Annotated in this window: 25 protein-coding genes; 16 read left to right on the forward strand and 9 right to left on the reverse strand. The window is 70.4% G+C overall.

Going from position 1 to position 25,968, the window contains the following annotated elements; translation table 11 throughout:
• Positions 1-86 precede the first annotated feature (86 nt).
• Positions 87-1,169, forward strand: a complete 1,083-nt coding sequence (locus J4573_RS34075) for an ATP-binding protein (RefSeq protein WP_208260047.1) — start codon at positions 87-89, stop codon at positions 1,167-1,169.
• Positions 1,170-1,211: 42 nt separating this feature from the next.
• On the opposite strand, the gene J4573_RS34080 is transcribed toward J4573_RS34075, so the two are convergent.
• Positions 1,212-1,724 (reverse strand): hypothetical protein, encoded by a 513-nt coding sequence (locus J4573_RS34080; protein WP_208260048.1) that lies wholly within the window; start codon positions 1,722-1,724, stop codon positions 1,212-1,214.
• 169 nt (positions 1,725-1,893) lie between these two features.
• Here J4573_RS34080 and J4573_RS34085 point away from each other — a divergent pair, with 169 nt between their 5' ends.
• From J4573_RS34085 to J4573_RS34095, 3 genes are read left to right on the forward strand one after another with little or no spacing between them, the layout of a single operon-like run.
• Positions 1,894-2,736 (forward strand): SDR family NAD(P)-dependent oxidoreductase, encoded by an 843-nt coding sequence (locus J4573_RS34085; protein ID WP_208260049.1) that lies wholly within the window; start codon positions 1,894-1,896, stop codon positions 2,734-2,736.
• 15 nt (positions 2,737-2,751) lie between these two features.
• Positions 2,752-3,282, forward strand: coding sequence for a TetR/AcrR family transcriptional regulator (locus J4573_RS34090; protein ID WP_208260050.1), 531 nt, complete (start codon positions 2,752-2,754; stop codon positions 3,280-3,282).
• Between the two features lie 7 nt (positions 3,283-3,289).
• Complete coding sequence (locus J4573_RS34095) at positions 3,290-3,736, forward strand: nitroreductase family deazaflavin-dependent oxidoreductase (RefSeq protein WP_208260051.1); 447 nt, start codon at positions 3,290-3,292, stop codon at positions 3,734-3,736.
• Here J4573_RS34095 and J4573_RS56770 read toward each other — a convergent pair.
• The 6 genes from J4573_RS56770 to J4573_RS34125 form a co-directional block, all read right to left on the reverse strand.
• Positions 3,693-3,989, reverse strand: a complete 297-nt coding sequence (locus J4573_RS56770; protein WP_208260052.1) for a peptidoglycan-binding protein — start codon at positions 3,987-3,989, stop codon at positions 3,693-3,695. The two genes, J4573_RS34095 and J4573_RS56770, sit on opposite strands and share 44 nt — an antisense overlap.
• A gap of 128 nt (positions 3,990-4,117) precedes the next feature.
• Positions 4,118-6,361 carry a hypothetical protein gene (locus tag J4573_RS34105; RefSeq protein WP_208260053.1) on the reverse strand — a complete coding sequence of 748 codons (2,244 nt, stop codon included), beginning with the start codon at positions 6,359-6,361 and terminating at the stop codon, positions 4,118-4,120.
• Between the two features lie 156 nt (positions 6,362-6,517).
• Entirely contained in the window at positions 6,518-7,429 is a 912-nt protein-coding gene (locus J4573_RS34110; RefSeq protein WP_243773991.1) for a decaprenyl-phosphate phosphoribosyltransferase, read from the reverse strand.
• On the reverse strand, positions 7,426-7,944 hold the full coding sequence (locus J4573_RS34115) for a phosphatase PAP2 family protein (protein ID WP_208260054.1): 519 nt from the start codon (positions 7,942-7,944) through the stop codon (positions 7,426-7,428). The genes J4573_RS34110 and J4573_RS34115 overlap by 4 nt, the downstream gene beginning before the upstream one ends.
• A gap of 93 nt (positions 7,945-8,037) precedes the next feature.
• Positions 8,038-8,469: a GtrA family protein gene (locus J4573_RS34120; RefSeq protein WP_208260055.1), complete on the reverse strand. Its 432-nt coding sequence runs from the start codon at positions 8,467-8,469 to the stop codon at positions 8,038-8,040.
• Positions 8,466-10,706, reverse strand: coding sequence for a hypothetical protein (locus tag J4573_RS34125; protein WP_208260056.1), 2,241 nt, complete (start codon positions 10,704-10,706; stop codon positions 8,466-8,468). Before J4573_RS34125 ends, J4573_RS34120 begins: the two co-directional genes overlap by 4 nt.
• Positions 10,707-11,093: 387 nt before the next feature.
• Between J4573_RS34125 and J4573_RS34130 the strand changes: the two genes are divergently transcribed.
• The 5 genes from J4573_RS34130 (at position 11,094) to J4573_RS34150 (ending at position 16,638) form a co-directional block, all read left to right on the forward strand.
• Positions 11,094-11,510 carry a hypothetical protein gene (locus tag J4573_RS34130; protein ID WP_208260057.1) on the forward strand — a complete coding sequence of 139 codons (417 nt, stop codon included), beginning with the start codon at positions 11,094-11,096 and terminating at the stop codon, positions 11,508-11,510.
• Entirely contained in the window at positions 11,507-12,928 is a 1,422-nt protein-coding gene (locus J4573_RS34135; RefSeq protein ID WP_208260058.1) for a GMC family oxidoreductase N-terminal domain-containing protein, read from the forward strand. The genes J4573_RS34130 and J4573_RS34135 overlap by 4 nt, the downstream gene beginning before the upstream one ends.
• A gap of 11 nt (positions 12,929-12,939) precedes the next feature.
• Positions 12,940-13,992 carry an NAD-dependent epimerase/dehydratase family protein gene (locus J4573_RS34140; protein WP_208260059.1) on the forward strand — a complete coding sequence of 351 codons (1,053 nt, stop codon included), beginning with the start codon at positions 12,940-12,942 and terminating at the stop codon, positions 13,990-13,992.
• 40 nt (positions 13,993-14,032) lie between these two features.
• Entirely contained in the window at positions 14,033-15,100 is a 1,068-nt protein-coding gene (locus J4573_RS34145; protein ID WP_208260060.1) for an NAD-dependent epimerase/dehydratase family protein, read from the forward strand.
• 116 nt (positions 15,101-15,216) lie between these two features.
• The gene (locus J4573_RS34150; RefSeq protein WP_208260061.1) at positions 15,217-16,638 is read left to right on the forward strand and encodes an ArnT family glycosyltransferase; all 1,422 of its coding nucleotides are present in this window, start codon (positions 15,217-15,219) and stop codon (positions 16,636-16,638) included.
• Between the two features lie 21 nt (positions 16,639-16,659).
• On the opposite strand, the gene pseI is transcribed toward J4573_RS34150, so the two are convergent.
• Positions 16,660-17,712 (reverse strand): pseudaminic acid synthase, encoded by a 1,053-nt coding sequence (pseI, locus tag J4573_RS34155; protein ID WP_208260062.1) that lies wholly within the window; start codon positions 17,710-17,712, stop codon positions 16,660-16,662.
• The gene (locus J4573_RS34160) at positions 17,709-18,185 is read right to left on the reverse strand and encodes a GNAT family N-acetyltransferase (RefSeq protein ID WP_307797112.1); all 477 of its coding nucleotides are present in this window, start codon (positions 18,183-18,185) and stop codon (positions 17,709-17,711) included. The genes pseI and J4573_RS34160 overlap by 4 nt, the downstream gene beginning before the upstream one ends.
• A gap of 90 nt (positions 18,186-18,275) precedes the next feature.
• Here J4573_RS34160 and J4573_RS34165 point away from each other — a divergent pair, with 90 nt between their 5' ends.
• The 7 genes from J4573_RS34165 to J4573_RS34195 all read left to right on the forward strand — a co-directional run bounded on the left by J4573_RS34165 (position 18,276) and on the right by J4573_RS34195 (position 25,912).
• The gene (locus J4573_RS34165) at positions 18,276-18,509 is read left to right on the forward strand and encodes an acyl carrier protein (protein WP_208260064.1); all 234 of its coding nucleotides are present in this window, start codon (positions 18,276-18,278) and stop codon (positions 18,507-18,509) included.
• Positions 18,502-19,269, forward strand: a complete 768-nt coding sequence (locus J4573_RS34170; RefSeq protein ID WP_208260065.1) for an SDR family NAD(P)-dependent oxidoreductase — start codon at positions 18,502-18,504, stop codon at positions 19,267-19,269. Before J4573_RS34165 ends, J4573_RS34170 begins: the two co-directional genes overlap by 8 nt.
• Positions 19,266-20,627: an AMP-binding protein gene (locus J4573_RS34175; protein WP_307797114.1), complete on the forward strand. Its 1,362-nt coding sequence runs from the start codon at positions 19,266-19,268 to the stop codon at positions 20,625-20,627. The genes J4573_RS34170 and J4573_RS34175 overlap by 4 nt, the downstream gene beginning before the upstream one ends.
• Positions 20,628-20,718: 91 nt before the next feature.
• Complete coding sequence (locus tag J4573_RS34180) at positions 20,719-21,759, forward strand: LuxE/PaaK family acyltransferase (protein ID WP_208260066.1); 1,041 nt, start codon at positions 20,719-20,721, stop codon at positions 21,757-21,759.
• The gene (locus J4573_RS34185) at positions 21,756-23,063 is read left to right on the forward strand and encodes an acyl-CoA reductase (RefSeq protein WP_208260067.1); all 1,308 of its coding nucleotides are present in this window, start codon (positions 21,756-21,758) and stop codon (positions 23,061-23,063) included. The genes J4573_RS34180 and J4573_RS34185 overlap by 4 nt, the downstream gene beginning before the upstream one ends.
• Positions 23,064-23,076: 13 nt before the next feature.
• A complete protein-coding gene (locus J4573_RS34190) occupies positions 23,077-24,819 on the forward strand; it encodes a hypothetical protein (RefSeq protein WP_208260068.1) in 1,743 nt (580 codons plus the stop codon).
• Positions 24,809-25,912 carry a hypothetical protein gene (locus tag J4573_RS34195; RefSeq protein ID WP_208260069.1) on the forward strand — a complete coding sequence of 368 codons (1,104 nt, stop codon included), beginning with the start codon at positions 24,809-24,811 and terminating at the stop codon, positions 25,910-25,912. Before J4573_RS34190 ends, J4573_RS34195 begins: the two co-directional genes overlap by 11 nt.
• The last annotated feature ends 56 nt before the right edge of the window (positions 25,913-25,968 follow it).

Genomic DNA, 25,968 nt, shown 5'->3' on the forward strand with positions numbered 1-25,968 from the left:
CCACCTCCGCTCGCCGCGCTCTATACGTATGGCACATAGGTACGCGTGCCGATGTGTTCACCCCCCGCCTGGACGAATCTGTCTCCATGCAGTTGCAGGCAGGGGGTCCGGCGAGGGCGGGCATGCTCTTCGGCCGGGCCGGCGAACGCAAGAGGATCGCGAACCTGCTGGCCGACGTGCCGCTCGTCACCATCACGGGCTTTCCCGGTGTGGGCAAGACCGCGATGGCGCTGGACGTCGCCGCGTTCACGCTGGCGAGCTTCCCGGACTGCGTGCGGCCGGTCTCCCTCAGCGAGCTCGCGGATCCAGGCCTGGTCCCGCACGCGATCGGGCTGGCGCTCGACCTGCCCGAACGCCTCGACCGCACCCGGCTGGCCTCGCTGATCGACCAGCTCCGCGACCGGCGCGCGCTGCTGGTCCTGGACAACTGCGAGCACCTGACGCTGCCCTGCGCGGACGCGGCGGGCGCGCTGCTGGCGAGCTGCCCCGGCCTGCGCATCATCGCGACCAGCCGGCGCCCGCTCAACATGGTCGGCGAGCACGTCATGACGTTGCAGCCGCTGCGGGACGGCGACGCCGTGAACCTCTTCTTCGCGCGGGCGCGCGCCGCCGTGCCAGGCCTGCGCGTCACCTCCGCCGACCTCAAGGAGGCGACGGTCCTGTGCCGGAAGCTGGACGGCATTCCGCTGGCCATCGAGCTGGCCGCCGAGCGCCTGGCGTTCAGCACCGTCGCCCGGCTGTCGGCCGACCTCGACCGCATCACGCTGCACGACCTGGGCAACGGAGGCCCCGAGCGGCACGACTCGCTCGTTCACGCGATCGGCTGGAGCCACCAGATCGCCACCCCGGCCCAGAGACTCCTCTGGGCGCGCCTGTCGGTCTTCCCGGGCACCTTTGGAACGTCGGACGCCGCGTCGGTCTGCGCCGGCCACGCCCTGCCCGAGGACCAGATCGAGGAGACGCTCCTCGACCTGGCCGACTCGGCGCTCCTGCGCGTCGACCACGCCCCCGAAGGCGGGATCTCCTATCGCATGCCCCGTGTGGTCAGCGCGTACGGCGCCCACATGCTCCAGCTGCTCGGCGAGGAGGCCGAGTTCCGCGACCGCTACGTCCAATGGCGGTCCGGTACCGCCAACGGCGGTACCGGCGGAACGGCCGACCTCGGCTGAGAACCCGCCACCGGGCCCCCGACACCGGTGGCGGGTCCGTCCTCAGTTGGTGCAGTCCTGGTTCTTCAGAGCGATGTTCAGCTCGTAGACCTTGCCGTGCCGCACCAGGAAGTTGTACGTGGCCTTCCGGTTGCCCGGCACGGTCACGTAGTAGTAGTCGCCGAGCCTGACCCCCGGGTAAGCCCGCTTGACCTGCTTGAGCGTGGAGCCGATGTGGATTCCCCGCGGCGTGCTGACCCCCTTCGGCGCGCTGATCAGCGCCACCCCGTGCTTCTTGGAGATGTACAGCCCCACCGAGTCGCGCCCGGTCCGGTGGGCCTTCAGGTCCCACCCGCTGCACGCGCCCCCGCGGAACTTGCGGACGATCTTGTGGCTGGCCTGCGCCCGCTTGGCGGACCAGCCCAGCTTGACGCCGCCGTACCCGTACGGACCGAACGTCCCCCGCTTGGCGGCGACCGCCGTGGTGTCGGCCGAGGCCGCGGGCGCCGTGGCCCCCGCCACCAGCGCGCCACCGATCAGCGTCGTCGCCATCATCAGGCCCGTCTTACGCGTCATCTTCCGTCCCCTCGATCAAGTGGATGATCACGTTGCGCCCTCTATGACCCCCACCCGAGCCGGAAAGTTCGCGCCCCAGAGGACCAATTTTGGGGCCCCTCCCGACCCTCTTGACGCAATGACAAGAGCAGGCCTAGCCTCTTGTCACAACGTCAAGAGATGAGGCCTCATGGAGATCGAAGGCAAGCGCGTTCTGGTGACCGGCGCCTCCAGCGGCATCGGCTGGGAGACGGCCACCGCGTTCGGCAAGGCCGGTGCCGAGGTGGTCGCGGTCGCCCGCCGAGCCGAACGACTGGCCCGGCTGGAAGGGGCCGCCGAGATCATCCCGGCCGACCTGAGCGAACCCGGCGCCGCCGCCCGCGTCGCCGATCAGGCGGGCGACATCGACATCCTGGTCAACAACGCCGGAAGCGAGGCCGCCGGATCGGTCTGGGCCGTGGGCGACCGCCCCGAGGCCAGGCGCATGTTCGAGGTCGACTGGTGGACGCCGCTGGCCCTCATGTCCGCTCTGGTCCCCGGCATGCGCGAACGCGGCGAAGGCGCTGTCGTCAACGTGACGTCGATCCGCCAAGTGCTCGCCTGGCCGTCCCTGGGCCACAGCGCCGCGGCCAAGGCGGCCCTCTCCCAGCTGACGGAAACCCTCCGCCTGGAACTCCTGGACACCGGCATCAACGTCATCGAGGTGATCCCCGGCCCGGTGGACACCCCCGCCCTGGGCGCCAGCCGCCTCCTCACAGGCTTCGTTGAACGCCTGGACGAAACCTTCGGCACCGGCACGGCCTCCGAGCTGGCCGCCCAGATCCTCCACGCCGTTCAAGCCGCCCAGAGCCGCATCTACTACCCGCCCAAGGTCGAGCAGGCCGCCCAGCTCCCCACCGACCTCAGAAACCTGGTCACCGACTGGGTCCGCCAGACCGAGCCTCTCCCCGACGAAGTCCTGGACACCCTCGTCGTCGGCCCGGGCCATCCCCTGGTGGCCGAAGCCAAGGCGACCTGGGAGAACACCCGCTGAGGTACCGTCCTGGGCATGCCGCGCAACCGACAGGACGTCGACCGGGAGGCCAAGGTCACCGAGATCCGCGAGGCGGCCCTGCGCATCCTGCGCGAAGGCGGCCCAGCGGCCCTGTCGCACAGCGCCGTGGCCAAGGACCTGGGGCTGGCCCGCACCGCGATCTACTGGTACTTCCCCACCAAGGACGACCTGTTCGTCGCCGCGCTCACGGACGCCTACGCCGAGGACCTGGGCGATCCCCCCGAGACCGACGACATCATGCCCCGCCTCGCCTGGGCCCTGGAACGCCTGACCGCCCTCCAGCCCCTCACCCACGCCCTGCACGAGCGAGCGCGTCACTCCCCCGCCGCAGCCGAACTAGAGACAGCCCTACTCCAAGGCTTGACGACCCGCCTCCACGCACTCCTGGCGTCCAAAGTCCCACCCGAAAAGCTGGCCCCGATCACCACGACCATCGTCGTCTTCTTCGAGGGCCTGCTCGTCCAGCCCAGACCCCCCGAGGAACGTCTGCGCCTCCTGGAGTTCCTCATTTCAGAACTCACCTGAGAGAGCCATGTACGAACCCAGCGTCTTCCCCGCGATTCGCGACCAGGTAGCCCTCTACGAGAAGACGGACGGAGCCGAGGGCGGCTCCCTCAACGGCCACCCGCTCATCATCCTCACCACCACCGGCGCCCGCACCGGCAAGCTCCGCAAGACCCCGCTCCTGAAGCTCAAGCACCAGGACGCCTACATCGTCGTCGCCTCGTACGGAGGCGCCCCCAACGACCCCGACTGGTACCGCAACCTCAAGGCCGACCCCACGGCCCAGGTCCAAGACGGCCCAGCCAAACGAACCCTCCGCGCCCGCGAAGCAACAGCCGCCGAGAAGCAAACGCTCTGGCGCATAGCCGACGCCTCCTGGCCCGACTTCCCCGCTTACAGAGCGGCCGCCGCCCCGCGCGAAATCCCCATCCTCATCCTCGAACCCCCGCAGCCTGGCGCCTCTCCCGAGGCATAGCCGCCCGCGCCACCCGTACCGCAGCCCGAGCCTCACTCAGGGCCCGCACGGTCTGAGGCCCGGCGACCCCATCCGCCTTCAGCCCCACATTCGCCTGAAACTCCCGCAGCACGCCGTTCACCTCGTCCATCGGCACGACGTACCCGAGCCCCACCAGAATCTCCCGCACCACCACCGGATCCGCCGCGGGCAACTCTTCCGCCCCCACGACCACACGCGCCACAGAACCCAGCGCGTCAAAAACCCTACGCATCCCCTCTCCCCCTCTCGCTCCGGGTAATTCATCACCCCCATACCGGCATTTTTATTACCCTTTGCATCGAAAAATCCCCTCACCCGAATTAACGAAGAGAGAGCCCGAAACTGTTCCAGCCGATGAGCTCAGCTCGCGCCCCGGGGCCCGATCTCGTAGACGGCGCAGTGCCCGGAGCGGAAGCGAAGCGCCGCGTGGAGGCCGAGCTCGGGCGAGATGTCCGCCGGTCGGTCGTCGACGAACAGCCACCGCACGCCGTACCGCTCCCGAAGTGCCCCGATCGTGGCGGCTGAAGGCGTCTCGAAGGCCATGTCGTTGTCGGTCAGCCGCCCGGAATCGTCGAACGGGACGTAGGCCATGCTGGGAGAGCCATAGAGCTCGGCACGGGTATTGACGCCGTTGGCATAGCCCCAGCCCTCGACGAGGACCCGGCGTTCCGCGTACGCGGAGATCCAGAAATGCCGGTTGTCGCATTGCCGCGCGACCGACCACCGGCAGTGCACGTTCGTCGCGAGCAGGTCGTCGGGCGACGAGTGGGCGCGCAGCCATCGCGCGGCCTTGATTCCTCCACGCGGTACGTCCGCCCGAGCCGTCGACGCGAGACGTTTCACCCGCCATCCGGCCTCCGCGGCTCGTCCGAACGGATCGAGCGCGGTGGTCTGGAGAGAGGTGAGCCCGAAGCCCGAGACCAAGGCCAGCGTGATCAGCGGGATGAGCCCGGCCGGCCACCGGACGCGGCGCAGCGCCAGGAGCAGACCCGCGACCAAGGCGACCACGAGGCCGAGCACCGCGTAGGGCGTCAGGTGGAGAACGATCCGTGCCCCGAGGGCGTCGCCGGGAATAGCGCGCCGCGCCCAGGTCCCGAGCGGGCCGCCGACCCAGGCGGCCGTCGCCGCTCCGGCCCCGAGCGCGATCAGCGCCGCCGGAAGCGCTCGCCCGCGGCGCACCCATGACGGGACGGCAACCGCGAACCCGCAGGCGGCGAGGATGCTCAGGTACGGCGCGGACGACCGCAGGAAGTAGGTCTCGCTGAGCCCGGGATGTCCGAACACCACGACCGCCCCGAGGCCCGCCGTGCCGATGCCGGCCAGCAGGAGAACGGCGGGGTCAAGGAGCCAGGCGGGCCGCCGGAAGAAGCCGAACGTCCCCGCCCAGATCACGCCCCATCCGCACAGGAAGATCACCGTCACCACGGCGACGGGCAACCAGGGGGTCGCGGCCGTCAGCCTCAGAAGCGACGCCGCACCGGACTGCTCATTGTCGAGCCGCTTCATGAGGTGGAACGGCGCCAGTCGCAGCCCCTGGTCCTCACCGCGGTAAAGGAAGACCTGCGCGCAGACGAGGAAGCACGCGGTCATCGCCGCCGTCACCAGGCCCGTCCGGTGCACCGCGCGATGCGTGACGCCATGGACCAGGACCACGAGCACGAGCCCCGCGAGCAGCAGGGGCAGGAACGTCGCCTTGGCTCCCATCAACGCGGCCAGCAGCACGATCACCAGAATCCAGCGACCGGCACCGTGCCGCCGGCGGCGGAACATGTCGATCAACACGAGCACGAGCGGTGCGAACAGCAGCATCCCGAAGGACTGGGTGGGGCTCAGCCAGGGCAGGCCCGCGCCCAGGCCACTGGGTGCGGGCGGCGCGGGCCAGCCCGCGAGCCTCGGCGCGGCCGCGAACCAGATGGTCCCGACGGCGACGGCTCCCGGCCACCAGCGGCCGATGAGGCGGCGGGCGACGAGTCCGAGGAGGACGGTGTACGCGCCGATCATGGGGAGCAGCGAGAACCGGAAGAGGAGCGTCTGCAGCTCGATCCGGGTCACCCAGCTCGTCGCCGCCATGTCCGCGTAGACGAACCAGTGATAGAGCAGCGGCTCGCCCGCGACGTAGGGGAACTGCGCGGGCATGTGGTGCTTGGCGTCCGCGGCCATGGACAGGTGCCACGGGATGTCCACGTATGGAGCGGCGTTCCCCGGCCAGGTCAGCCCGTGGAGCCGGAAGAACGTCACCGCGCTGAGCGCCACGGCGAACGTCACCAGCCCGGACATCGTCCACGCCCACCACAACGGAACGCGAACGCCCGCCCCCGCCCACAGGCCTCGCAACCTCGGCACGGCCAAGAACGCGACGACCGTTCCGGCCGGCATGGCAAGGACGGCGAGCGGCAGTCCCAAGGCGCGGGCTGGAATGTAGGCCAGCACCTCCAGCGCGTAGCCCAGAGCCGTCCCGGCCGCAAGCTCTTCGACAAGGCATCGCGGTCCGCCTCGCAGAGCCCGCCACCAGAGCATCCCGGGCAGCGTCACGCCCAGGCCGACGTAGGCGAAGAAGACGACGGTCTGCAGTAGCGGAACCTCGTACAGGCTCAGAACCGCCACCGTGAAGACCGCCGTCAGAGCCGCCGGGATCCATCCCGACCGTGCCACGGCCGACAGCCCGCGAGGCCTCTGCGGTCGCGTGGCCGGGGTGCCTTGGCGGGGTGGGGCGGGCGACTCGGTGACGGCCACGGATCCTGCTTTCTGGTCAGGAAGGGATCAGGGGAGGTAGACCGCCAGGGCCAGCGCGCATGCCCAGCTGACGCCGAGGGCCAGCAGCATGCGGTCGCCCAGCACGACTCCTTCGGGCTCGCCGGCCGCCGTACCGTCTACGTCGACGGCGTAGCGCAGCACGCCGACCGCGAACGGCACCATCGAGATCAGCGGCCAGATCGACTCGGTGCGGGCGTTCATCTCGAACGCCCACAGCCCGTAGGTCGTGACGAGCACGGTCGCCGCCAGCGTCCACACGAACCGCAGGTAGGAGGCCGAGTAGCAGGTGAGCGCCTTACGGATCTGGGCGCCCGTCGACTCGAAGAGCCGCACCTCGGCGTAGCGCTTGCCGGCCACCATGAACAGCGAGCCGAACGCGGTCGCGAGCAGGAACCACTGCGACAGCGCGATGCCGGCCGCCGCGCCGCCGGCGATGGCCCGGAGCAGGAAGCCCGAGCTGACGATGGCGATGTCGATCACGGGCTGGTCCTTCAGCCCGAGGCAGTAGCCGGTCTGCACGGCCAGATACACCCCGATGACCAGCGCGAGCCTCGGGTCGGTGACCAAGGCCATGCCGAGCGAGCCGAGGACCAGCGCGACCGCGACGCCGATCGCGAGCGGCACCGGGACGATGCCCGCCGCGATCGGCCGCCGGCATTTGGTCGGGTGCACCCGGTCCTCGGCGACGTCTCTGGCGTCGTTCACCAGGTAGATCGCGGATGCGGCCATGGCGAACACCACGAAGGCCACCACGCTCCGGGCGATGACCACCGGATCGGTCAGGCCGCCGCTGGCGAACGGCGCGGCCAGCACCAGAACGTTCTTCACCCACTGCCGCGGCCGCACGGCACGGATCAGGCCGGCGGCGACGCCGCTCCCCGTCTCCTCGACCGTGGGCGTCAGCGTGATCATGCTCATCGGCCTGCGTCCTTCCGTGGGGCCGAGGTCACGCCGATCAACGCGCCGAGCGCGGATCCGGCGAGGACGTCGGTGGGATAGTGCACGCCCAGCACCAGCCGGCTGATCAGCATCGGCGGGACCAGGACGGGCGCGAGAGCCTGCCCGGTCACCCGTCCGAAGGCGACCGCCGCGGCGGTCGTGGACGCGGCGTGGGCGGACGGGAAACTGAGCGTGCTGTGGGTGGTGGCGAGCGGACGGATTCCCTCGCCCGCAGGCCTCGGCCTGCCCACGAGCCGCTTGACCGCGATGGACGCGCCATGGGCCATCGCCACCTGTGCGGTGGCCCAGAGCCACTCGCGGCGCCGGGGCCTGTCGACGGCGGCGCCGACCATCCCGAGCGCGAGCCAGCCCGCCGCGTGCTCACCGAACAGTGACAGAGCGTTCGCCGCCTTGATGACGGGCGGTAGTCCCAGGGTCGCCTGGACGGCGCGCACCGCGTCGGCGTCCCTCGACCGTCTCGGGCAGGAATCCATCAGTGGGCTCACCTCAGGGCGAAGAAGACCGGGACTTCGAACGCGGACCGTGACCATGATGAACACCGCGCCGCCGGGCACGCGGGCAGCAGCTCACCTCAAGACGCTCACTTGAACATCTCTTTCTGTTTCGGCCGCCAAAGGCTTCGGCGATACCCGAAATATGACCACCCTGAGAATCAGGAAATTGATCGTGGTGGAGGCGGACTGGGCGGTCAGGAATGCCACCACGAGGTCCCCTGGCAGGACCCAGAGCATCCATGCGTTCACGCTCACGTTGACCACGAATGTGGAGGTGTAGAGCGCGACGAACCCGGCCAGCCGGGCCGATCCCCCGGGCCCCCCGAACGCCCAGCGGCGGTTCAGCACATAGGCGAGCGTGGTCGCCGCCATGAAGCTGACGGCCTTGGATCCATCGGTGAATCCGGTGAGCATCGTCAATACGCGGTACAGCGTGAAGTCAATGGAAACGGCCACGGCTCCGACCACGGCGAACCGCATCGCCTGCGGCACGAGCGCGTTCACGCCGGCACCTCGTACACCGCGCAGTCGCCGGCCCGGAAGCGCGGCACGGCGTACAGGCCGAGGGCCCGCCCGGGCCGGTTGAAACGTTCGTCCACGAAGAGCCAGTGCACGCCGTACTTCGAGCGAAGGCCGTCGAGGGCCCTCTTTGAGGGCATGCTGAACGCGGCGTCGTTGGCGGCCAGCCTCGCCTGATCCTCAAAGGGCACGCGGAAGCCCTGTGGCTCGCCGTACAGAGCGGCTCTGGCGTTCGCCGACGGCAGGTAGCCCCACCCTTCGACGAGCACCCGGCGCTCTGTGTACGCAGAGATCCAAAAGTGGCGAGGGTCGCAGTACCGTGCCTTGCTCGCCCGGCAATGCACATTGGCGGCGACGACCTCTGACGGATCGGAGTGCCCGCGCAGCCATCGGCCGGCCCGCATCGCCCCGGCCGGAACATCGTGGGCTTCTCTGCCGGAACCGGTGGTCGTGGGCCACCCGGTGGTGGCGCCCCAGCCCTGATCCAGGGTCTCCTCGAAAGGAGCCACCACTTGGTCCTTAACCGAGGACAGTGCGATACCTGTGAGGACCGCGAGTGTCAGCGCCGTCGAGAGACCCCTCAGGGGGACGGCCCAGCGCCGGGCGAGCAACAGCAGAACCACGACCACGAGTACCCCCATGCCGAGCAAGCCGTACGGCGTGAGGCGGGCGAGCGCTCTGGCGTCCCAGCCGTCCCCGGACGGGGTGACGGAACCGTCCCACCACCGGGCCAGGCACACGATCACCACGCCCGCGAGTGCCGCGGCCACCAGCGGAAGACCGATCCGAACGGCGCCCAGCGCGGGGCGGGACGTGGCCCGCGGGACGACGGCGGCGAATCCGGCCGCCGCGAGTATGCCGAGATAAGGCCGAGCGGATTGCAGGAAATAGATCTGGCTGAGGAACGGGTGCCCGCTCACGAGCATCACGGCCATGGCCGCGGCGCCCATTCCGGCGAACAGCAGGATCATCGGATCCAGAAGCCTCGTGCGTTCTCTCAGCAAGCCGAGCGCTCCGGCACACATGCAGAACCAGCCGACGACGAGCATGAACACCGCCGCCGCGCCTGCGAAGACCGGTGTGTGCTGCGACAGCGGGAGCATGCGGATCGCCTCCGGTACCGCCACCTCCATCCGCTTGACGGTGTGCAACGGCGCCCATCGGATCCCCTGCGTCTCGCCTCGGAACAGGACCAGCTGCGCGAAGCACAGGGCCGCCGCGGTGAGCCCGGCGGAGGCCGCCGCCGCACGGTGCAGGCGCCGACGAACGACACCGTGCACGCCGACGGTCAGTAGCAGCCCCGCCAACAACAACGGGAGGAACGTTCCCTTGGCCGCGGTCTCCGCGGCCAGAAGCAGGCAGAGAAGAAGCCACAGGCTTGACCGTGCCTGTCCGCACAGGACTTGGGTCAGCACCAAGACCAGCGGGAGGCAGAGCATTGCCCCGAAGGTCTGTGTGGGACTCCACCAGACGTAGTTGAGCACCGTCCCGCTGCTCACCACATCGGTCCACCCGGCGGCCTGCGGCAACGCGGACAACTGCGGGGTCATCGTGAAGAAGCAGAGTGCGGCGGCGAGCGGGCCCGTCCACCACCTGCCGGTCACTCGGCGCGCGAGGGCCACGATCAGCACCGTGTAGACCGCCAGCATCGGCAGGGGGGAAAGGCGTACCAGCAGTGTCTGCAGTTCGATCCCCGTCACCCAGCTCGTCGCCGCCATGTCCGCGTAGGCGAACCAGTGGTAGAGCAGCGGTTCCCCGAGAACCTGGGGGAACGTCGCAGGAATGTGGTGCTTGACCTCGCCGGCCATGGACAGCTGCCAGGGGATGTCGGGGGTCGGTGACGCTATCCCCGGCCAGGCGATTCCGTGGAACCGAAAATGGGAGGCGGCGCTGAAGGCCGCAACGTAGCAGAACAGAGCAGCAAGGGCCCACGCCGTCCACAAAGGCATCCGTCCACCAGGCCCTGGACCTCTCCACCAGCGGCGAAGAGAGGGGATCACAAGAAAGGCGGCTATAGACCCGATCGGCCAAACCAGCACCAGGAGAGGCAACCCGAGCGCTCGCGACGGAATGTAGGAAAAGACCTCCATCACGTATCCCAGGGCTGTGCCGGCCGCCAACTCTTCCGCCAGGAAGCGCCGTTCCGAGCGCCACAGGACCCGCCACCACAGCAGGCCGGGCCCCGTGATGCCCAGCAGTACGTAGCCGGAGAAGATCGCCACCTCATGGAGGGGCACTCCGTAGGAGCACACGGTGAACCAGGCGCTCGCGACAGCCACGATCGCGGCCCACCAGCCCGAACGAGCCACGGACCGCCGCGCACCGGACTTAGTCGGGAATGCCGGACCACGGGGTGATGGAATCTGCTCAATCAGTCCAACCGGCGATTCGCCTGTGATCACAACATCCGTCCTCTACTCCGGCGGCTCCTCGGCTTGGATTGGATCGGCGTTCGCCGTCGCGATCTCCCCCTGCGGCCCACAATTGGCGAGCCCTTTGTTCATGATTTACCTCCCCCCTTCACTCTCCTTTTCGATCGCCGGTGAAGGCCGCCCATAAAATGCGGACCTCACCCGCGCGAGCGATTGCGCAGTGTAATGTTCGCGCCGATGTCCACTACCGAACGTGATCCTCGCCAGGACCGGCCGGCACCTCAGCTGCTCGGCCGCCCCGCCCCGAACGTCGCCTCGGCGGTGTCGGAGGCCCTGCTGATCGACGATGTTCCGGACGCGACCGCGGCCGAGGTGGAGTTCGCCCTCGCCAACCTTCGCGGCAGCATCGCGGCCATGCCCGACGTCCTGAGAGCCGGGGTCGGCATCGCCTCCAGGGTCGTCGGCACCAGCCTGTGGGGAGCCTCGATGGGCCGGTTCGGCCGGATGGCCGCGAAGGACCGTTCCCCCTACGCGCAGCGGCTCGCCACCGCCGGGCTCCCGGTGATGGCGGAGTTCACCCGCCTCTCGCGGGGCCTCGGGCTGGCGGGCGTGTACGAGCACCGCACGCCCGCGATGCTGGAGGACCTGCGATGACCCGCTACGACGCCCTGGTCATCGGCACCGGTCCGGGCGGCGCCGTCACCGCGCGGGCGCTGGCGGAGGCCGGTGCGCGCGTGCTCGCGGTCGAAGAAGGCCACTGGACCGAGCCCGGGACCGTCGCCCCGTTCTCCATGGATCAGATGCGCCGCCAGTACCGCAACGCCGGGCTGACCGTCGCCTTCGGCCGTCCGTCGGTGGCCTACACCGAGGGCATGGGTGTGGGCGGCGGCTCCGAGGTGAACTCAGGGCTCTATCACCGGCCATCGCGCACGCTGCTGGACGGCTGGAGCCGGCACTGGAGCATCGACGGCCTGACGACCGGCGACCTGCGGCCGCTGAGCGAGGCCATCGAGGACGAGATCGGCGTGCGGACGCTGCCGTGGCCGATGCCCGCGTCGTCCCAGGTGCTGGCACGCGGCGCCGAGGCGCTCGGCTGGCGCGGCTTCGAGGTTCCCCGCTGGGCCGACTGCCGCGAGGTCGACGGCCAGAGGATCGTCGAGAAACAGACCATGTCCGTCGCGTACTGGCCCAAGGCCATCGCCGCCGGAGCCGAGCTGCGCGAGGGGACCCGCGCGGTCCGCCTGCAGCTCGCCCGCGGGCGAGCGCGCGCCGCGATCCTCGAGGACGTCGGCACGGGAGCGCTCAGCCGGGTCGCCTTCGACGACGTGTTCGTCTGCGCGGGCGCCATCCACACGCCCGCCCTCCTGCAGCGCTCGGGCCTCGGCCGTAACGTCGGCGGCAACCTCTCGGTCCATCCGACCGTGAAGGTGACGGCGGAGTTCGACCACGTCGTCAACGACCCGTCCGACGTGCCCGTCTACCAGGTCAAGGAGTTCGGGTCGCGGCTCTCGTTCGGCGGCTCGGCGTCCCGGCCCGCCCTCCTCGCGCTCGCGCTGAGCGAGAACTGGCACGAGTTCCGCGAGGCGATGAATCGCTGGCCCAACCTGTTCGTCTACTACGCCGCGATCCAGAGCGCCGGCCGCGGCCGCGTACGAGCCGTGCCCGGCTTCCGCGACCCGCTGGTGACCTACCGCATCACCGGCGACGACCACCGGCTGTTGCAGAACGGCCTTGCCCGGCTGATGCATCTACTGCGCACCGCAGGGGCCACCGCGCTCTATCCCTCGTTCCGCAACGCCCCCAAGGTGACCGCGCCGGCGGGCATCGCACGGGCCGCCGCCGCGATGTCCCCGTCCAAGTCCAGCCTCATGACGGTGCATCTGTGCGGGACGGCTCCGATGGGCGAGGACAGGCGCAAGTGCGCCGTCGACTCCTTCGGACGGCTGCACACCGCCCCCAACGTCTTCGTGAACGACGCGTCGATGCTCCCGGAGGCCCCCGGCATCAACCCGCAGGGCACCGTCATGGCCGTCGCCGCCCGCAACGTGGCCCACTACCTCAGCACCCGCTAACGGAGGACGCGATGACCGAGCTCGCCATTCCCGCCGAGACGACGATCCTGACCGGAGGCAGCGGCTGGTTCGGCCGCGCCTACCTGGCCGCGCTGGCCGGGGCGAGCGACCCGGACCACGCGCGCGCCGGCTCGGTGCGCGTGCTGGTGCCGCGGGCCGCCGACGCCGAGGTCGTCACCGACGTGCACCCCAAAGCCGAGATCCATGTCGGTGACGTGACCGACGCCGCCGTCCTGCGTGAGCTGATGAAGGACGCCGAGGGCGCGAGCGTCGTCCATGCCGCGGGCGTCATTCACCCGAGGCGTGTTTCGGAGTTCGAGCGAGTCAACGTCCGCGGCGCCCAGGCCGTGCTGGACGTCGCCCGAGCCGTGGGGGCCCGGCGCCTCGTCCACGTGTCGTCGAACTCGCCGTTCGGCACCAACCCGCACCGCGGCGACGTCTTCCGCCACGACGAGCCGTACCGCCCCTACCTGGGCTATGGCGAGTCCAAGATGCACGCCGAGATCGCCGTCCGGGACGCCCACGGCGAGGGTGGCATGGAAACCGTCGTTGTCCGGCCGCCGTGGTTCTACGGCGAGTGGCAGCCCCTACGGCAGACCAAGTTCTTCACGCTCTGCCGGACCGGCCGATTCCCGGTCATGGGCGACGGCGGCATGCGCCGGTCGATGGTCTACACGGGCAATCTCGTCGAGGGTGTCGTCCGCGCCGAGTTGCACCCGGCCGCCGCGGGCAACGCCTACTGGGTCGCCGACGAGAAGCCGTACTCACTCCGCGAGATCGTCGAGACCGTCCGCCGCGTGATGCGGGAGGAGGGCTACCCGGTCTCGGGCCGCGGCGTGCGCGTCCCGCAGATCATCGGCTCCGTCGCCGAGCAGGCCGACCGCTTCCTCCAGTCCCGCGGTCGCTACAACCAGGAGCTGCACGTCCTGGGCGAGATGAACAAGACCATCGCCTGCGACATCTCCCGGACCACGGCCGACCTCGGCTACCGCCCCCCGGTCGCGCTCGAAGAGGGCATGCGCCGGTCCATTCGCTGGTGCCGTGCCCGCGGCATCAGCCTCTGATCAGCTCTGATCGCTCCATCGACGAAAGGCAGGGTTCATCATGGCTGACACCGCACTGGTCACCGGCGGTTCGGGATACTTCGGCTCGCTCCTGGTGAGCCGCCTGCGCGAGCAGGGCTCCCAGGTCCGCGTGCTCGACCTGAACGACGCCGACGACCGCCCCGCCGACGTCGCGTTCATCCGAGGCGACATCAGGAACGCGTCGACGGTCCGCGAGGCCTGCGACGGCGTCGACGTCGTCTACCACAACGTCGCTCAGGTGCCGCTGGCCCGCGACCGCGCGCTCTTCGAGTCGGTGAACGTGGGCGGCACCCGCAAGCTGCTCGAAGCCTGTGACGACACGGGCGTGGGGAAGGTCGTCTACACCTCGTCCTCAGCGGTCTTCGGCGTCCCGAAGGCCAACCCGGTCTTCCCGGACACGCCTGCCACGCCCGCCGAGGAGTACGGCCAGGCCAAGTACAAGGGCGAGCTGCTCTGCGGTCTCGCCGTAGAACGGGGCGTCGACGTGTCGATCGTCCGCCCGAGGACGATCCTCGGGCACGGGCGCCTCGGCATCTTCGGCATCCTCTTCGACTGGATCGCCGACGGCGCCGACGTGTTCGTGTTCGGCAAGGGCGACAACGTCTACCAGTTCGTGCACGCCAACGACCTCGCGGACGCCTGCATCCTCGCCGGCCGGCGCCCGGGTCCCGCGACCTACAACATCGGCGCCCAGGAGTTCGGCACCATGCGGGAGGCCCTGGAGAACCTGTGCGCCCACGCCGGGACCGGCTCGCGTGTCCGTTCCCTACCGGTGCGCCCCGCCGCGGCGGCGATGAAGGCGACCTCCAAGCTCGGCCTCACGCCCTTCGGCCCCTACCACTGGATCATGTACTCCAAGTCGCTCTGGTTCGACACCACGGCCGCCGAACAGGAACTCGGCTGGAAGGCCGGTCACTCGACCGACTCCATGTTCCGCGACTCCTACGAGTGGTTCCTGCGCAACCGCGACACCCTCGGCGGAGCCAACGCCTCGCACCACCGCTCGCTCGCCAAGCAGGGGGCCCTGCGGGCGCTCAAGCTCACGGCCCGCCTGCCGCATATGAGGCCCGCCAGCCGACCGTCATGACCGTGAACGTCCCGGACCTGGTGTCTCCATATCGAACAAGCACGAGGAAAGGACTGCACAGGCGTCGCGGAGGGTCCGGCGGACCGGACCGCCGGTGGCTGTGGATGCTGGCCGCGGTGGCAGTGGCATATACGGTCGCGCAACTGCTCGTCACGCCGCCTCACTCCTATCTGGGGCCCGACGAGAGCCTTTACTACGGGCAGGCGTCCCCGAGCGTCCCCGGCGGATACATGGGGGCTCCCCGGGCGTGGGGGGTTCCGATCCTGGCCTTGCCGGCGGCCATGCTCAACGGTTCGATGCTGGCGCTCCGCCTGTACTTGAGCACCTTGTCAGGGCTGGGCGTCTTCCTCGCCTTCCTTACGTGGCTGAAGGTGCACCCTTCCTTCAGCGTTCCCTTGGCGGCGTTGCTGTTCTGTTCCTTGTGGCCGAGCCTTTTCTACGGCTCCGAGCTGATGCCCAACCTGCCCAGCGCTCTGTGCGCGGTGGCTGCCGTCGGCTTGTTCCTGCAAGCGGCCAGGGCGTCCAGAGCCTGGGGCCCGATGGCCGGCATCGCGGTCGCGTTCGCGTCGATGTCGCTCATCCGGCCGACGGAAGCTCTGCCGGTCGCCGGAACGCTGACCCTGGCGGCGCTCCTCTGGAAGCCCTGGCGGCGTCCGGCACCATTGGGCGCGATCGCCGTCGGCCTCGCCGTGGGCTGGATCCCCTGGACGATCGAGGCGTACCTGAGGTTCGGCGGGCTGACGGCCCGGCTGGGGCAGAACAGCCTGATCAACGACGTGGGCTGGCACTTCGCGGTGGTCCGGCATCTGGAGGCCTTCGGGACCTCCACGTTGCTGTGCGACAGCGGCATGCCGAACTGCGGGGAGGTGACCCTACCCGCGACGCTCGTATGGCTGGCGATCCCGTTCCTCACCGGGCTCGGCGTCTGGGCGGTCCGTGGCACCGCGCACCTCAGCCAGGCGGTCCTGGCGGTGAGCGTCGGAATCGCTGCCGCCGCCCCCTACCTCTTCTACTCCGAGCTGGCCAATCCGCGTTTCCTGTTGGGCGCCTACGCCATGCTCGCCCTCGTCGCAGCCGAAGGCATTCGGTGGATGGCGACCCGGCACAGGGCGACGCGGCTGGTGGCCTTCGCGGTCATCGCGCTCTTCAGCATCGAGCAGTTCAGCACCGCACAGGCGGACGGTCACAACGCGGGCTGGGGCCGCACCCAGTACGTGCGGATCGCTCACCGGCTCACGGTCATGGGCATTCGCCGGCCGTGCCTGATCTACGGCTACGGAAACTGGCAGGTCGCGGTGGCCGCCGGGTGCGACAGCTTCGGCGACCGTCTGCTGCGGCGCGTCAACCCCGGCTCCGAGCAGACCCGCCAGTTCCTTTCCGGCAAGGCACGCGCGGGAGTGCACGTCGTGGTCCTGTCGACGTCGGCCGCCGATCGGCACGCGCCGCCCGGATGGACGCGCTACCAGATCATGCAATGCCCCGGCCTCTACGCCTACCTTTCGACGCCGGGGTCAGAGCCTCCACCGGCTCATGAGTGATCGAGCCGGGATCGAGCGAGGTCAGAACAGCTGCCACGTGACGGGAGTGCCCCGGGCGACGTCCTCGGCGAAGGTACGTCCCTGCACGGACTCGAAGGCGTCCGGGGACAGCCCTCCGGCGGGCCGGATGGAGCGGACGTTGTGCTCGGTCACGGCCTGCCCGGCGCGCACGTCCTCGACGACGAAGAGGGAACGCCGGAAGCGCAGTCCCTCGCGTTCACCGGGGCGCGGGCCGATGCGGGCGGTGCCCAGCGACTGCCAGGCGCGCTCGCTCTCCACGACCAGGCCGCGGACCTCGTCAGGCTCCAGGGAGAACGCCGAGTCGACGCCCCCGTCGGCGCGGGAAAGCGTGACGTGCTTCTCGATGAGGCAGGCGCCGAGCGCGACGGCCGCGATGGGGACGCCGATGCCGGGCGTGTGGTCGGAGTAGCCGACCGGCACGTCGAAGGTGCTCGACAGGAGCGGCAGCGCCCGCAGGTTCCCGTCCTCGGGCGCGGCCGGGTAGGAGGCCGTGCAGCCGAGCACGATGAGGTCCTCGCAGCCCGCCTGGCGGGCGGCGGTCACGGCGGCGTCGATCTCGCCGACGCTCGCCATGCCGGTCGAGATGATCAACGGCTTGCCCGTCGCGGCCGCCAGGCGGATCAACGGCAGGTCGACCAGCTCGGAGGAAGCGATCTTGTACGCGGGGACGTCGAGCGACTCCAGCAGCTCGATCGCGGTCGCGTCGAACGGGCTGGAGAAGGCCACCAGGCCGTGCTCGCGCGCCCGCTCGAAGATGGGCGCGTGCCAGTCCCAGGGGGTGTGCGCCTGCTCGTACAGCTCGTACAGGCTCCGGCCGCCCCACAGGTCGTGGCCGTCGCCGATGCGGAAGCGCGGCGAGTCCACGTCGATGGTCAAAGTGTCGGCGGTGTAGGTCTGCAGCTTGATCGCGTGCGCCCCGGCGTCCGCCATCGCGTCGACGATGTCCAGGGCGCGCTTCAGGTCGCCGTTGTGGTTGCCGGACATCTCGGCCACGATGAACGGCCTGTGGCCGGCGCCGATCGAGTGCTGTGCGATGCGTACCGAGCGGGTCATGCGTCCCTCCTGAGCGCCAGGCGGACGACCGCCTGGTCTTCGCCGTCGATCTCTCGTGCGTAGCGGTCGGTCTCGGTGAAGCCGCAGCGCCGGTGCAGCTGGAGCACGGCCTCGTTGGAGGCCAGCACCTCGCCGCGCAGGACGTCCAGGTCGAGCGAGCCGAACGCGTAGGCGATGGCGGCCTTCTCCAGGCCGATCCAGGCGGGCATCAGCTGCCCGCGCGCGTCCAGGCCCTCGACGTCGAGGTAGAAGCCCCACCAGGCCTCGGGTCCGCCGAGACCGGTGAACGCGACGACGCCGGCGGCGGTGGCGCGGTGCTCGTACACCAGCACCCTGCGGCTCGGATCCGAGCGCACCGACGACCACCAGCGGCGGTGTTCGTCCTCGCCGATCTCGTGGGTGGTGAAGCTGGCCAGCCGCACCTCGGGGTGGTTGCGCCAGCGCCTGAGAGTGCCGAGCTCGTCGTCGGACACGTCTCTGAGCATCACGCCCCCAAATGACCTTCCGGAACTGACTACACTCCGTATGCGAGTCAGCACGATACGCCATCGCAAGGGGGACCCGTGATTGATGACGACAGGCTGCGGAAGGTCTTCCGGAGCGCGCTGAGCCTCCCCGACGACTTCCCGGTCGACTCGCTGGAGTACCGCGGCATCGACAAGTGGGACTCGCTCGCGCACATGTCCCTGGTGGCGGCGCTGGAGGACGAGTTCGACGTGATGATCGACACCGACGACGTCATCGACATGAGCTCGTTCGGCAAGGCGCGCGAGCTGCTGGAGAAGCACCTTGTCTGAGCGGGCCCGGCCGTCCGGCGATGCCCGGCCGTCCGGCGACGGCCGGGTGGCGCTGGTCACCGGGTCGTCGCGCGGCATCGGGCTGGCCACCGCGCGCCGCCTGGCCGAGGACGGCTTCGAGGTCGTGCTGCACGGGCGCACCGAGGACGCGGCGCGTACCGCCGCCAAAGAGCTGGAAGGCGACCCGCTGGTGGTCGCGGGCGACGTCGGCGACCCGGCGGACGTCGCGCAGATGATGCGCGACGTCTTCGGCCGGCATCGCAGGCTCGACGCCCTGGTCGTCAACGCCGGGGTGCACGAGGCCGGCATGCTCGGCATGACGAGCGCCGACAGCGTCCAGCGCCTCTTCGCGGTGAACGCCGCGGGCGCCGCGCACACGCTGCAGGCCGGGCTGAAGCTGCTGCGCCGAGGCACCGACCCGGCCGTCGTCCTGCTCTCCTCGGTGATGGGCACCAAGGGCGCGGCCGGTCAGGCGGTCTACGCCGCGACCAAGGCCGCGGTGCTCGGCCTCGCCACCTCCGCCGCCAAGGAGCTCGGGCCGTCCGGCATCCGGGTGAACGCGGTGGCGCCCGGCTTCATCGACACCGACATGCTCGACACCCTGGACGCCGAGGGACGCGCGGAGCGCGTGGCCGCGACCGCCCTGGGCAGGCTCGGCCGCCCCGAGGACGTCGCGGACGTGGTGGCGTTCCTGCTGTCGGACCGGGCCCGCTTCGTCACCGGTCAGGTGATCGGCGTCGACGGGGGGCTGGTCGTGTGACTCCCCTGCTGCATCCCGATGCCGCGTTGATCGACGCGGCCACCGGCGCCGCGCTGTCCGGGGCCGCCCTGCGCGCACGGGTCGACGAGGCCGCCGCGGCCCTCCTGCGCGCTCCGGCGGGGCTCGTCATGGCCCCGACGCCGATCTCGGTCGACGGGATCGTGCGCTACCTGGGGGCGATGACGGCCGGTCGTCCGATCGCGCTGCTCGACCCCGGTCTCCCCGCGGACACGATGAGCGAACTCGTGACCCGCTACGAACCGGCCGTCCTGCTGGGCGACACCGGGCCCGACGGATATCGGCCCGCGGACCTGCCCGCGCTGGGCCCGGCCTGGCTGCGCGAACGGTCACGCGGCACGGCTCCGCACGACGATCTCGGGCTGCTGCTCGCGACGTCCGGCTCCACCGGCAGCCCGAAGCTCGTGCGCCTGTCCCGCGACGCCGTCGTCGCCAACGCCCGTTCGATCGCGGCGGCGCTCGGGATCGACGGCGACGAGGTCGCGCCGACCAGCCTCCCGCTGTTCTACAGCTACGGGTTGTCCGTGCTGAACAGCCATCTGATCTGCGGTGCGACCGTCGTGGTCGAGGCCACCGGCATCGTCAACCGGTCGTTCTGGGCCGCGGTGAACGATCACGGCGTCACGTCGTTGGCGGGCGTTCCCGCGCAGTACGAGATGCTGCGTCGCCTGCGCCTGGACTTCGGCCGCCATCCGACGCTGCGGACGCTCACCCAGGCCGGCGGGCGGCTGCGCCCGGAGCTGGTCGAGGAGTTCGCGGCGCGCATGGCGGCCGTCGGCGGGCGCATGTTCGTCATGTACGGGCAGACCGAGGCGACCGCCCGGATGACCGTACTGCCCCCGGACCGCATGGCCGACAAGCCCGCTTCGGTCGGACCCGCGATCCCGGGCGGCGAGCTGTCGGTGGACGCCGACGGCCAGGTGATCTACCACGGGCCCAACGTGATGATGGGGTACGCCGAGAACGCGGGCGACCTCGCCCGCGGCGACGACCTCGGCGGCACGCTCGCCACCGGCGACCTGGGGCACCTCGACGACGAGGGCTTCCTCTGCCTGACCGGACGGCTGAAGCGCATCGGCAAGGTCTTCGGCACCCGGCTCAACCTCGACGACGTCGAACGCCTGGCGAGCGGCCTCGGCACCGTCGCGGCCGTGGGCGCCGACGACCGCGTGATCGTGTGGGCCGAGGGCGGGACGGAACCCGCCTGCAGCGACACCGCCGGCGCGCTCTCGGAACGCCTCCGGCTGCACCACACCGGGATCGAGGTCCGCGGCATCGACCGCCTCCCGCTCCTGCCGAACGGCAAGGTCGACTACCGGGCCCTGGAGGTGCTCCAGTGAGCGAAGCGAACCAGATGACACAGCAGCGAAGCTCACGCACAGCCGAGCCGCTAGGCGAGGCCATCACCGAGCCGCTAGGGGAGGTGATCGCGTGAGCGTGTTCGCCCTCTCTCAGCAGGAAAGGGAAGCCCGGCTGCTCCCCCAGCTGACCGATCTGACCGAGCACCACCGTGCGGCCTGCGCGCCGTACGCCAGGATCCTCGACGCGATCGGGCACCCGGCGGGCACCGCGCACGCCTCGATGGCCGACCTGCCCTGGCTGCCGGTACGGATGTTCAAGAACCACGATCTCAAGAGCGTCCCGGACGATGAGGTCTTCAGGGTCCTGACCTCCAGCGGAACGACCGGCGACGCCGTGAGCCGCATTCATTTGGACCGTGACGCCGCCGCCACCCAGGCCCGCATGCTGGCCCGCACCCTGCAGACGGTGCTGGGGCCGCGCCGCCTCCCGATGCTCATGGTCGACAGCCGGGCGATGGCACGGTCGTCCACCGCCCGCGCCGCCGGCGTGCTGGGCATGGCGAACTTCGGCCGCGACCACACCTGGGTCCTGGACGAGAACGACCAACCCGACCTGGACACGGTCAAGGACTTCCTCGCCCGGCACGGTGACTCCCCGTTCCTCATCTTCGGCTTCACCTTCATGGTGTGGCGCTACCTCTACGAGCCCGCGCGCGAGGCCGGTCTCGACCTGTCGCAGGGCGTGCTGATCCACTCCGGCGGCTGGAAGAAGCTCACCGCCGAGGCCGTCGGCAACGCCGAGTTCCGCGGCCGGTTCGCCGAGCACACCGGGCTCACCCGGATCCACAACTTCTACGGGATGGTCGAGCAGATCGGCACCGTCTTCGTGGAGGGGCCCGACGGCGGCTCGCTCTACTGCCCGGACTTCGCCGACGTCATCGTCCGCGATCCGGAGACCTGGGCGGAGGCCGAGCCCGGGCAGCCCGGCCTGCTCGAAGTGGTCAGCACGCTGCCGCGCTCGTACCCCGGGCACGTCCTGCTCACCGAGGACCAGGGCGTCATCCATGGCATCGACGACGGCGCCTGGCCGGGCAAGCGCTTCTCGGTCCTCGGGCGGCTGCCGCGCGCCGAGGCCCGGGGATGCAGCGACACCTTCAAGGCGGCCGCATGACGACCACTCCTTCGACCACGGACGCGACCACGGACGCGACCACGGACGCGACCACCGTGCGGCAGCACTTTCCGGCACGCGAGTCCATCGACGTCCACGGCCTGCTCTCCGAGGTGGAGGCCGTGCCCGGGGGCGGCGCGCTGGCCGTGGGCGATCCACGTATCCAGGAGTTCCTCGGCACGCTGTCACGGCTGCTCCTCAAGCCCGAGGTGATGCGGAGCCATCCGGAGCTCGGCGCGCTGGGCTTCTTCCTGCGCCAGAGCGAGCTCTCCCGCGTCCTCGACGCCCTCGACGACTCCGGTGACCGGCGGCACGATCGGCGGCTCGACCGGCTGCGCTTTCCGCGCGGGCTGGTCTTCCACATCCCGCCCGCGAACGTGGACACGGTCTTCGTCTATTCCTGGGCACTGTCGGCGCTGGCGGGCAACGCCAACATCGTGCGCCTGTCCGACCGGGGAGGCGGCGTCTCGGAGGTGATCCTGGACGCCCTCCACGCGGCCCTCGGCACGGCCCACCCGGCGGTACGCCAGACCCAGCGCCTCATCGGTTACGAACGGTGCGACGCGACCACAGACGCCCTGTCGGCCGCGTGCGACCTGCGGGTCATCTGGGGCGGCGACGCGTCGGTGAACGCGATCCGGCGGCATCCGCTGCGGCCCTCGGCGCGCGACCTCAGCTTCCCCGACCGTTCGTCGCTGGCGGCGATCTCGGTGCGCGGCTGGCAGGAGGCGGGCCGGAACGAGCGGCGCAACGCGGCGGACGGCTTCGCCAACGACTCGTACTGGTTCGACCAGGCGGCCTGTTCCTCCCCGCGCACGCTCTTCTGGATCGGCGACGAGGCCGGGGCGGCGGCCGCCCGGGAGGAGTTCGAAGAACTGCTGTCGGAGGTCATCGTGGCACGGGGCTTCGGCGTCGATCCGGCGATGGCCGTGGAGAAGCACGTCGCCGCGTACGGCATGGCCGCCGAGGGTGACGCGAACGCGGTCCGCTTCCGCGGCAACGCGCTCGCCACGATCGACCTCACCGCCCCGACCGGCATGCCGCGCCGCTGGCTCGGCACCGGCACCTTCGCCTGCTCGGTCCTGGGTTCGCTCGCCGACCTGGTCCCGCTGATCTGCCGCAAGGACCAGACGCTCAGCGCGTTCGGCTTCCCGGCCGGGGCGCTGCGCGACTTCGCGACGGCCGCGGGCGGCCGCGGCATCGACCGGATCGTGCCCTTCGGGTCGGCGCTGACCTTCGCCGCCACCTGGGACGGCTACGACCTGATGCGCGAATTCACGCGCCTCACCACGCTCTCGTCCTGACCCGGAGGTCCCGTTGAGACTCAGAGCCACGCCTGAGAACTACGACAAGTTCCTGTCCGTCGCCTCGGTCTTCTGGCGCAACAATCTGCCGGCGGCCGACGGCGAGGACTGGATCATCGTGGAGGCCCTGCACCACCAGGCGCGCAACGTTCTGCGCAACCTGGTGCTGGCCAACGCGCTGCGCCGCGTGCAGCCCGCGCGCGTGCTCGTTCTGACGGGCACGGACCAGAGCTGGTACGACACCATCTGGGAGGACTTCAACGTCGAGAAGGTGCGGCGGCTCTGCGAGGCCTTCGCCGTGACCGAGGTCCTCGACGTGCACGAACTGGTCGACCGGTTCATGGCCGCCTCCGACGAGGAGCCTGCCACCATCGAGGTGTGCGGGCAGCCCCTGACGGCCGGTGCGGACGTGCCCGAAGGAGACGGGCCGCGGTCCGTACGGTGGTCGTCCGTCGACCCGGAGGTCGTCGACGATTCCGCCTACGCCTCCGCGTGCCGGTTGGACCTGCTGCCCCGGCTCGAAGGCGACCGTGAGCAGAACGCGAGACTCCAGGCGCAGCGGCCGCGCTCGGCGGCCTTCGCGGCCGTCTACGAGACGCTGATCCGGGCGCTGAAGCCGATCGCGTTCGTGACGAGCCATGTCGACTACGACCCGTGGGGCCTGGGGGTCGACGCGGCCACGCGGTTCGACGTGCCCGTGGTCCACGTGCAGTCCACCGGATCGCTGAAGGCCTACACGCTCTTTCCCGAGCACCGGACGGGCGAGGCGACCTTCCGCGCCGAGCTGACCCGGCAGATCGGCGACTACTTCGACCAGCACGTCTGGGGCAACCGCGACATCGTGCGTTCCGCCGCGGAGCTGGTCGCCTGGCGCACCCGCGGCAACCTCGGCCGTCCCAGCTGGTGGCGGTTCGGCCCGAACGCCCTGTGCGAGCTGACCAACCCGACCGAGCGCGCGCAGTTCCGCGCGTACGGCATGGCCCGGCTCGGCCTGGACCCCGAGCTGCCGGTGATCACGGTCTTCAACCACGCGGTGTCCGACGCGCTCGGCACCAACCGGGAGATCTTCCCCGACCTGGCCGCCTGGTTCGAGGAGACGGCGGCCTTCGCGGCGTCGCAGCCGCAGGCGAACTGGCTGTTCCTCGACCACCCCAACCAGGACAAGTACGACGCGACCGGCTTCTTCGACAAGCTCGCCGCGTCCTACGCGAACGCGCCCCACCTCACGTTCATGCCGAGCAACGACCTGTCCAAGAACGCGATGTGGAGCCTGACCGACCTCGGCGTCACCGTCCGCGGCAGTGTGAGCAACGAGCTGCCCGCGTTCGGCACGCCCGTGATCCAGGCCGGCTGGTCGGAGTGGAGCGCGTGCGGGGTCTCGACGGTCGCCGAGGACACCGGCGCCTACTGGAAGACGCTCACGGCGTCGATCGAGGCTCTGACGCGCAAGGAACCGCTGATCACCGCCGAGCAGGTCGAACGCGCGCGCCTGTGGTCCTGGTTCTACCGGAGCGCGGCGGACGTCTCCTCGCTGCTGGTCCCGCACTGGGACGTGATGCCCGAGGAGATGCACCTGCGCACGCTCGAGATCAACATGAGGGCCGTCGAGAGCGACGCCGACCCCGTCTTCACCTCCGTCCGCAGGATGTGGACGAGGCGGGAGCCCTTCCTCACCCGGTTCGACCTGACGAACCCCGAGACGCTCAAGGAACTGTTGCCCGTGATGAGAAACGACGGTGCGCGTGATGACGACTGACGCGAACGGGTACCTGGCCACGCACTACGACCTGGACCAGGATCCCGCTATCTCGGTACCGGCCCAGTTCACCAGCGGCAGGCACTCGGTCCTGCGGGTGACCGAGGGTTTCCTGCGCCGTTCCGGCAACGTCGGCCGCTGCATCGATTCGCCGACCGCCCTCGGGCTCAAGGTCGCCGACCAGGGCGACGAGCGGACCCGGGTGTCGTTCCGGCTCAGCCTCGACCGGCACACCGAGTCCTACTGGGACCGGTACGTCGACGAGAGCGTGTCCCGGGAGGAGGCCTCGAAGCCGAGACTCGTCCTGGTCTGCGCGCAGCGCAGCCTGCGCGGGGCCGCCCTCCTGGTCCCCAAGCCCAGCGGCAAGGGCCGCTCGATCGGTGAGGTCGCCATCGACCTGGCCCCGGGCGAGGTCCCGCCCGACGGCCTGGCCCTCACCGAGCTGTGGGGCTCGAACGAATGGTCCGGCACCCACGGATGGGCCGGCGCCCCCGCCGCCCTTGGGATCCACAGCCTCGACGAGGTTCTGGCGCCCGCGGCGACCATCGGGATGGTCGTCAACGGGATCTCGATCGCCCGCTCGGACACCGCCACCACGCACACTCTGGGCCGCAAGGTGGACGCGCGTACGGCCGAACGCCTCGGGCTCGTCAGCACCGGCGGCCTCAACGCCAAGATGCTCACCGAGCAGGGCGCCACCCGCCTGACCGGCGGCATGATGGTCGTGAACCCCTGCACTGACGCACCCGTCCGGCTGCGGTTCGACTGGGCCCGCGCCGCCGCGGCCGGCCGGACCTCGACGGGCGATCCGCGGTGGAAGCGTCACATGGACCGTGCCCGCCGCAAGGCCTGGCGGGTGGCCCAGCGCGGTATCGACGCCGCTCCCCTGCGGCGAACCCCCGACAGGCTCCAGATCGGGATGATCACCCTCGGGGACGGCCGCGTCACCTCGCTGTCGGCCACCTACCGCGAAGAGGGCGGGTTCGAGGTCACCGTCCCGCACAGCGAGGAGCCCTTCCTGCTGACGTTCGGGCAGGCCGATGGAACGGGACAGCCGCGGCTTCTCAAGCTGGTGAACCTCGTACGGCTGTGACCCAGAAGCCAGACCTGGAGAGGCCCCGGAGCATCTGATGCTCCGGGGCCTTCTGG

Origin of the sequence: Actinomadura barringtoniae (assembly GCF_017573505.1) — a bacterium.
Taxonomy (GTDB): domain Bacteria; phylum Actinomycetota; class Actinomycetes; order Streptosporangiales; family Streptosporangiaceae; genus Spirillospora; species Spirillospora barringtoniae.

Excerpts from the sequence above, each read along its gene's own strand:
- J4573_RS34075 (WP_208260047.1), top strand. The coding sequence starts at position 87 with ATGCAGTTGCAGGCAGGGGGTCCGGCGAGGGCGGGCATGCTCTTCGGC.
- J4573_RS34080 (WP_208260048.1), bottom strand. The coding sequence starts at position 1,724 with ATGACGCGTAAGACGGGCCTGATGATGGCGACGACGCTGATCGGTGGC.
- J4573_RS34085 (WP_208260049.1), top strand. The coding sequence starts at position 1,894 with ATGGAGATCGAAGGCAAGCGCGTTCTGGTGACCGGCGCCTCCAGCGGC.
- J4573_RS34090 (WP_208260050.1), top strand. The coding sequence starts at position 2,752 with ATGCCGCGCAACCGACAGGACGTCGACCGGGAGGCCAAGGTCACCGAG.
- J4573_RS34095 (WP_208260051.1), top strand. The coding sequence starts at position 3,290 with ATGTACGAACCCAGCGTCTTCCCCGCGATTCGCGACCAGGTAGCCCTC.
- J4573_RS56770 (WP_208260052.1), bottom strand. The coding sequence starts at position 3,989 with ATGCGTAGGGTTTTTGACGCGCTGGGTTCTGTGGCGCGTGTGGTCGTG.
- J4573_RS34110 (WP_243773991.1), bottom strand. The coding sequence starts at position 7,429 with ATGAGCATGATCACGCTGACGCCCACGGTCGAGGAGACGGGGAGCGGC.
- J4573_RS34115 (WP_208260054.1), bottom strand. The coding sequence starts at position 7,944 with ATGGATTCCTGCCCGAGACGGTCGAGGGACGCCGACGCGGTGCGCGCC.
- J4573_RS34130 (WP_208260057.1), top strand. The coding sequence starts at position 11,094 with ATGTCCACTACCGAACGTGATCCTCGCCAGGACCGGCCGGCACCTCAG.
- J4573_RS34135 (WP_208260058.1), top strand. The coding sequence starts at position 11,507 with ATGACCCGCTACGACGCCCTGGTCATCGGCACCGGTCCGGGCGGCGCC.
- J4573_RS34140 (WP_208260059.1), top strand. The coding sequence starts at position 12,940 with ATGACCGAGCTCGCCATTCCCGCCGAGACGACGATCCTGACCGGAGGC.
- J4573_RS34145 (WP_208260060.1), top strand. The coding sequence starts at position 14,033 with ATGGCTGACACCGCACTGGTCACCGGCGGTTCGGGATACTTCGGCTCG.
- pseI (WP_208260062.1), bottom strand. The coding sequence starts at position 17,712 with ATGACCCGCTCGGTACGCATCGCACAGCACTCGATCGGCGCCGGCCAC.
- J4573_RS34185 (WP_208260067.1), top strand. The coding sequence starts at position 21,756 with ATGACGACCACTCCTTCGACCACGGACGCGACCACGGACGCGACCACG.
- J4573_RS34195 (WP_208260069.1), top strand. The coding sequence starts at position 24,809 with ATGACGACTGACGCGAACGGGTACCTGGCCACGCACTACGACCTGGAC.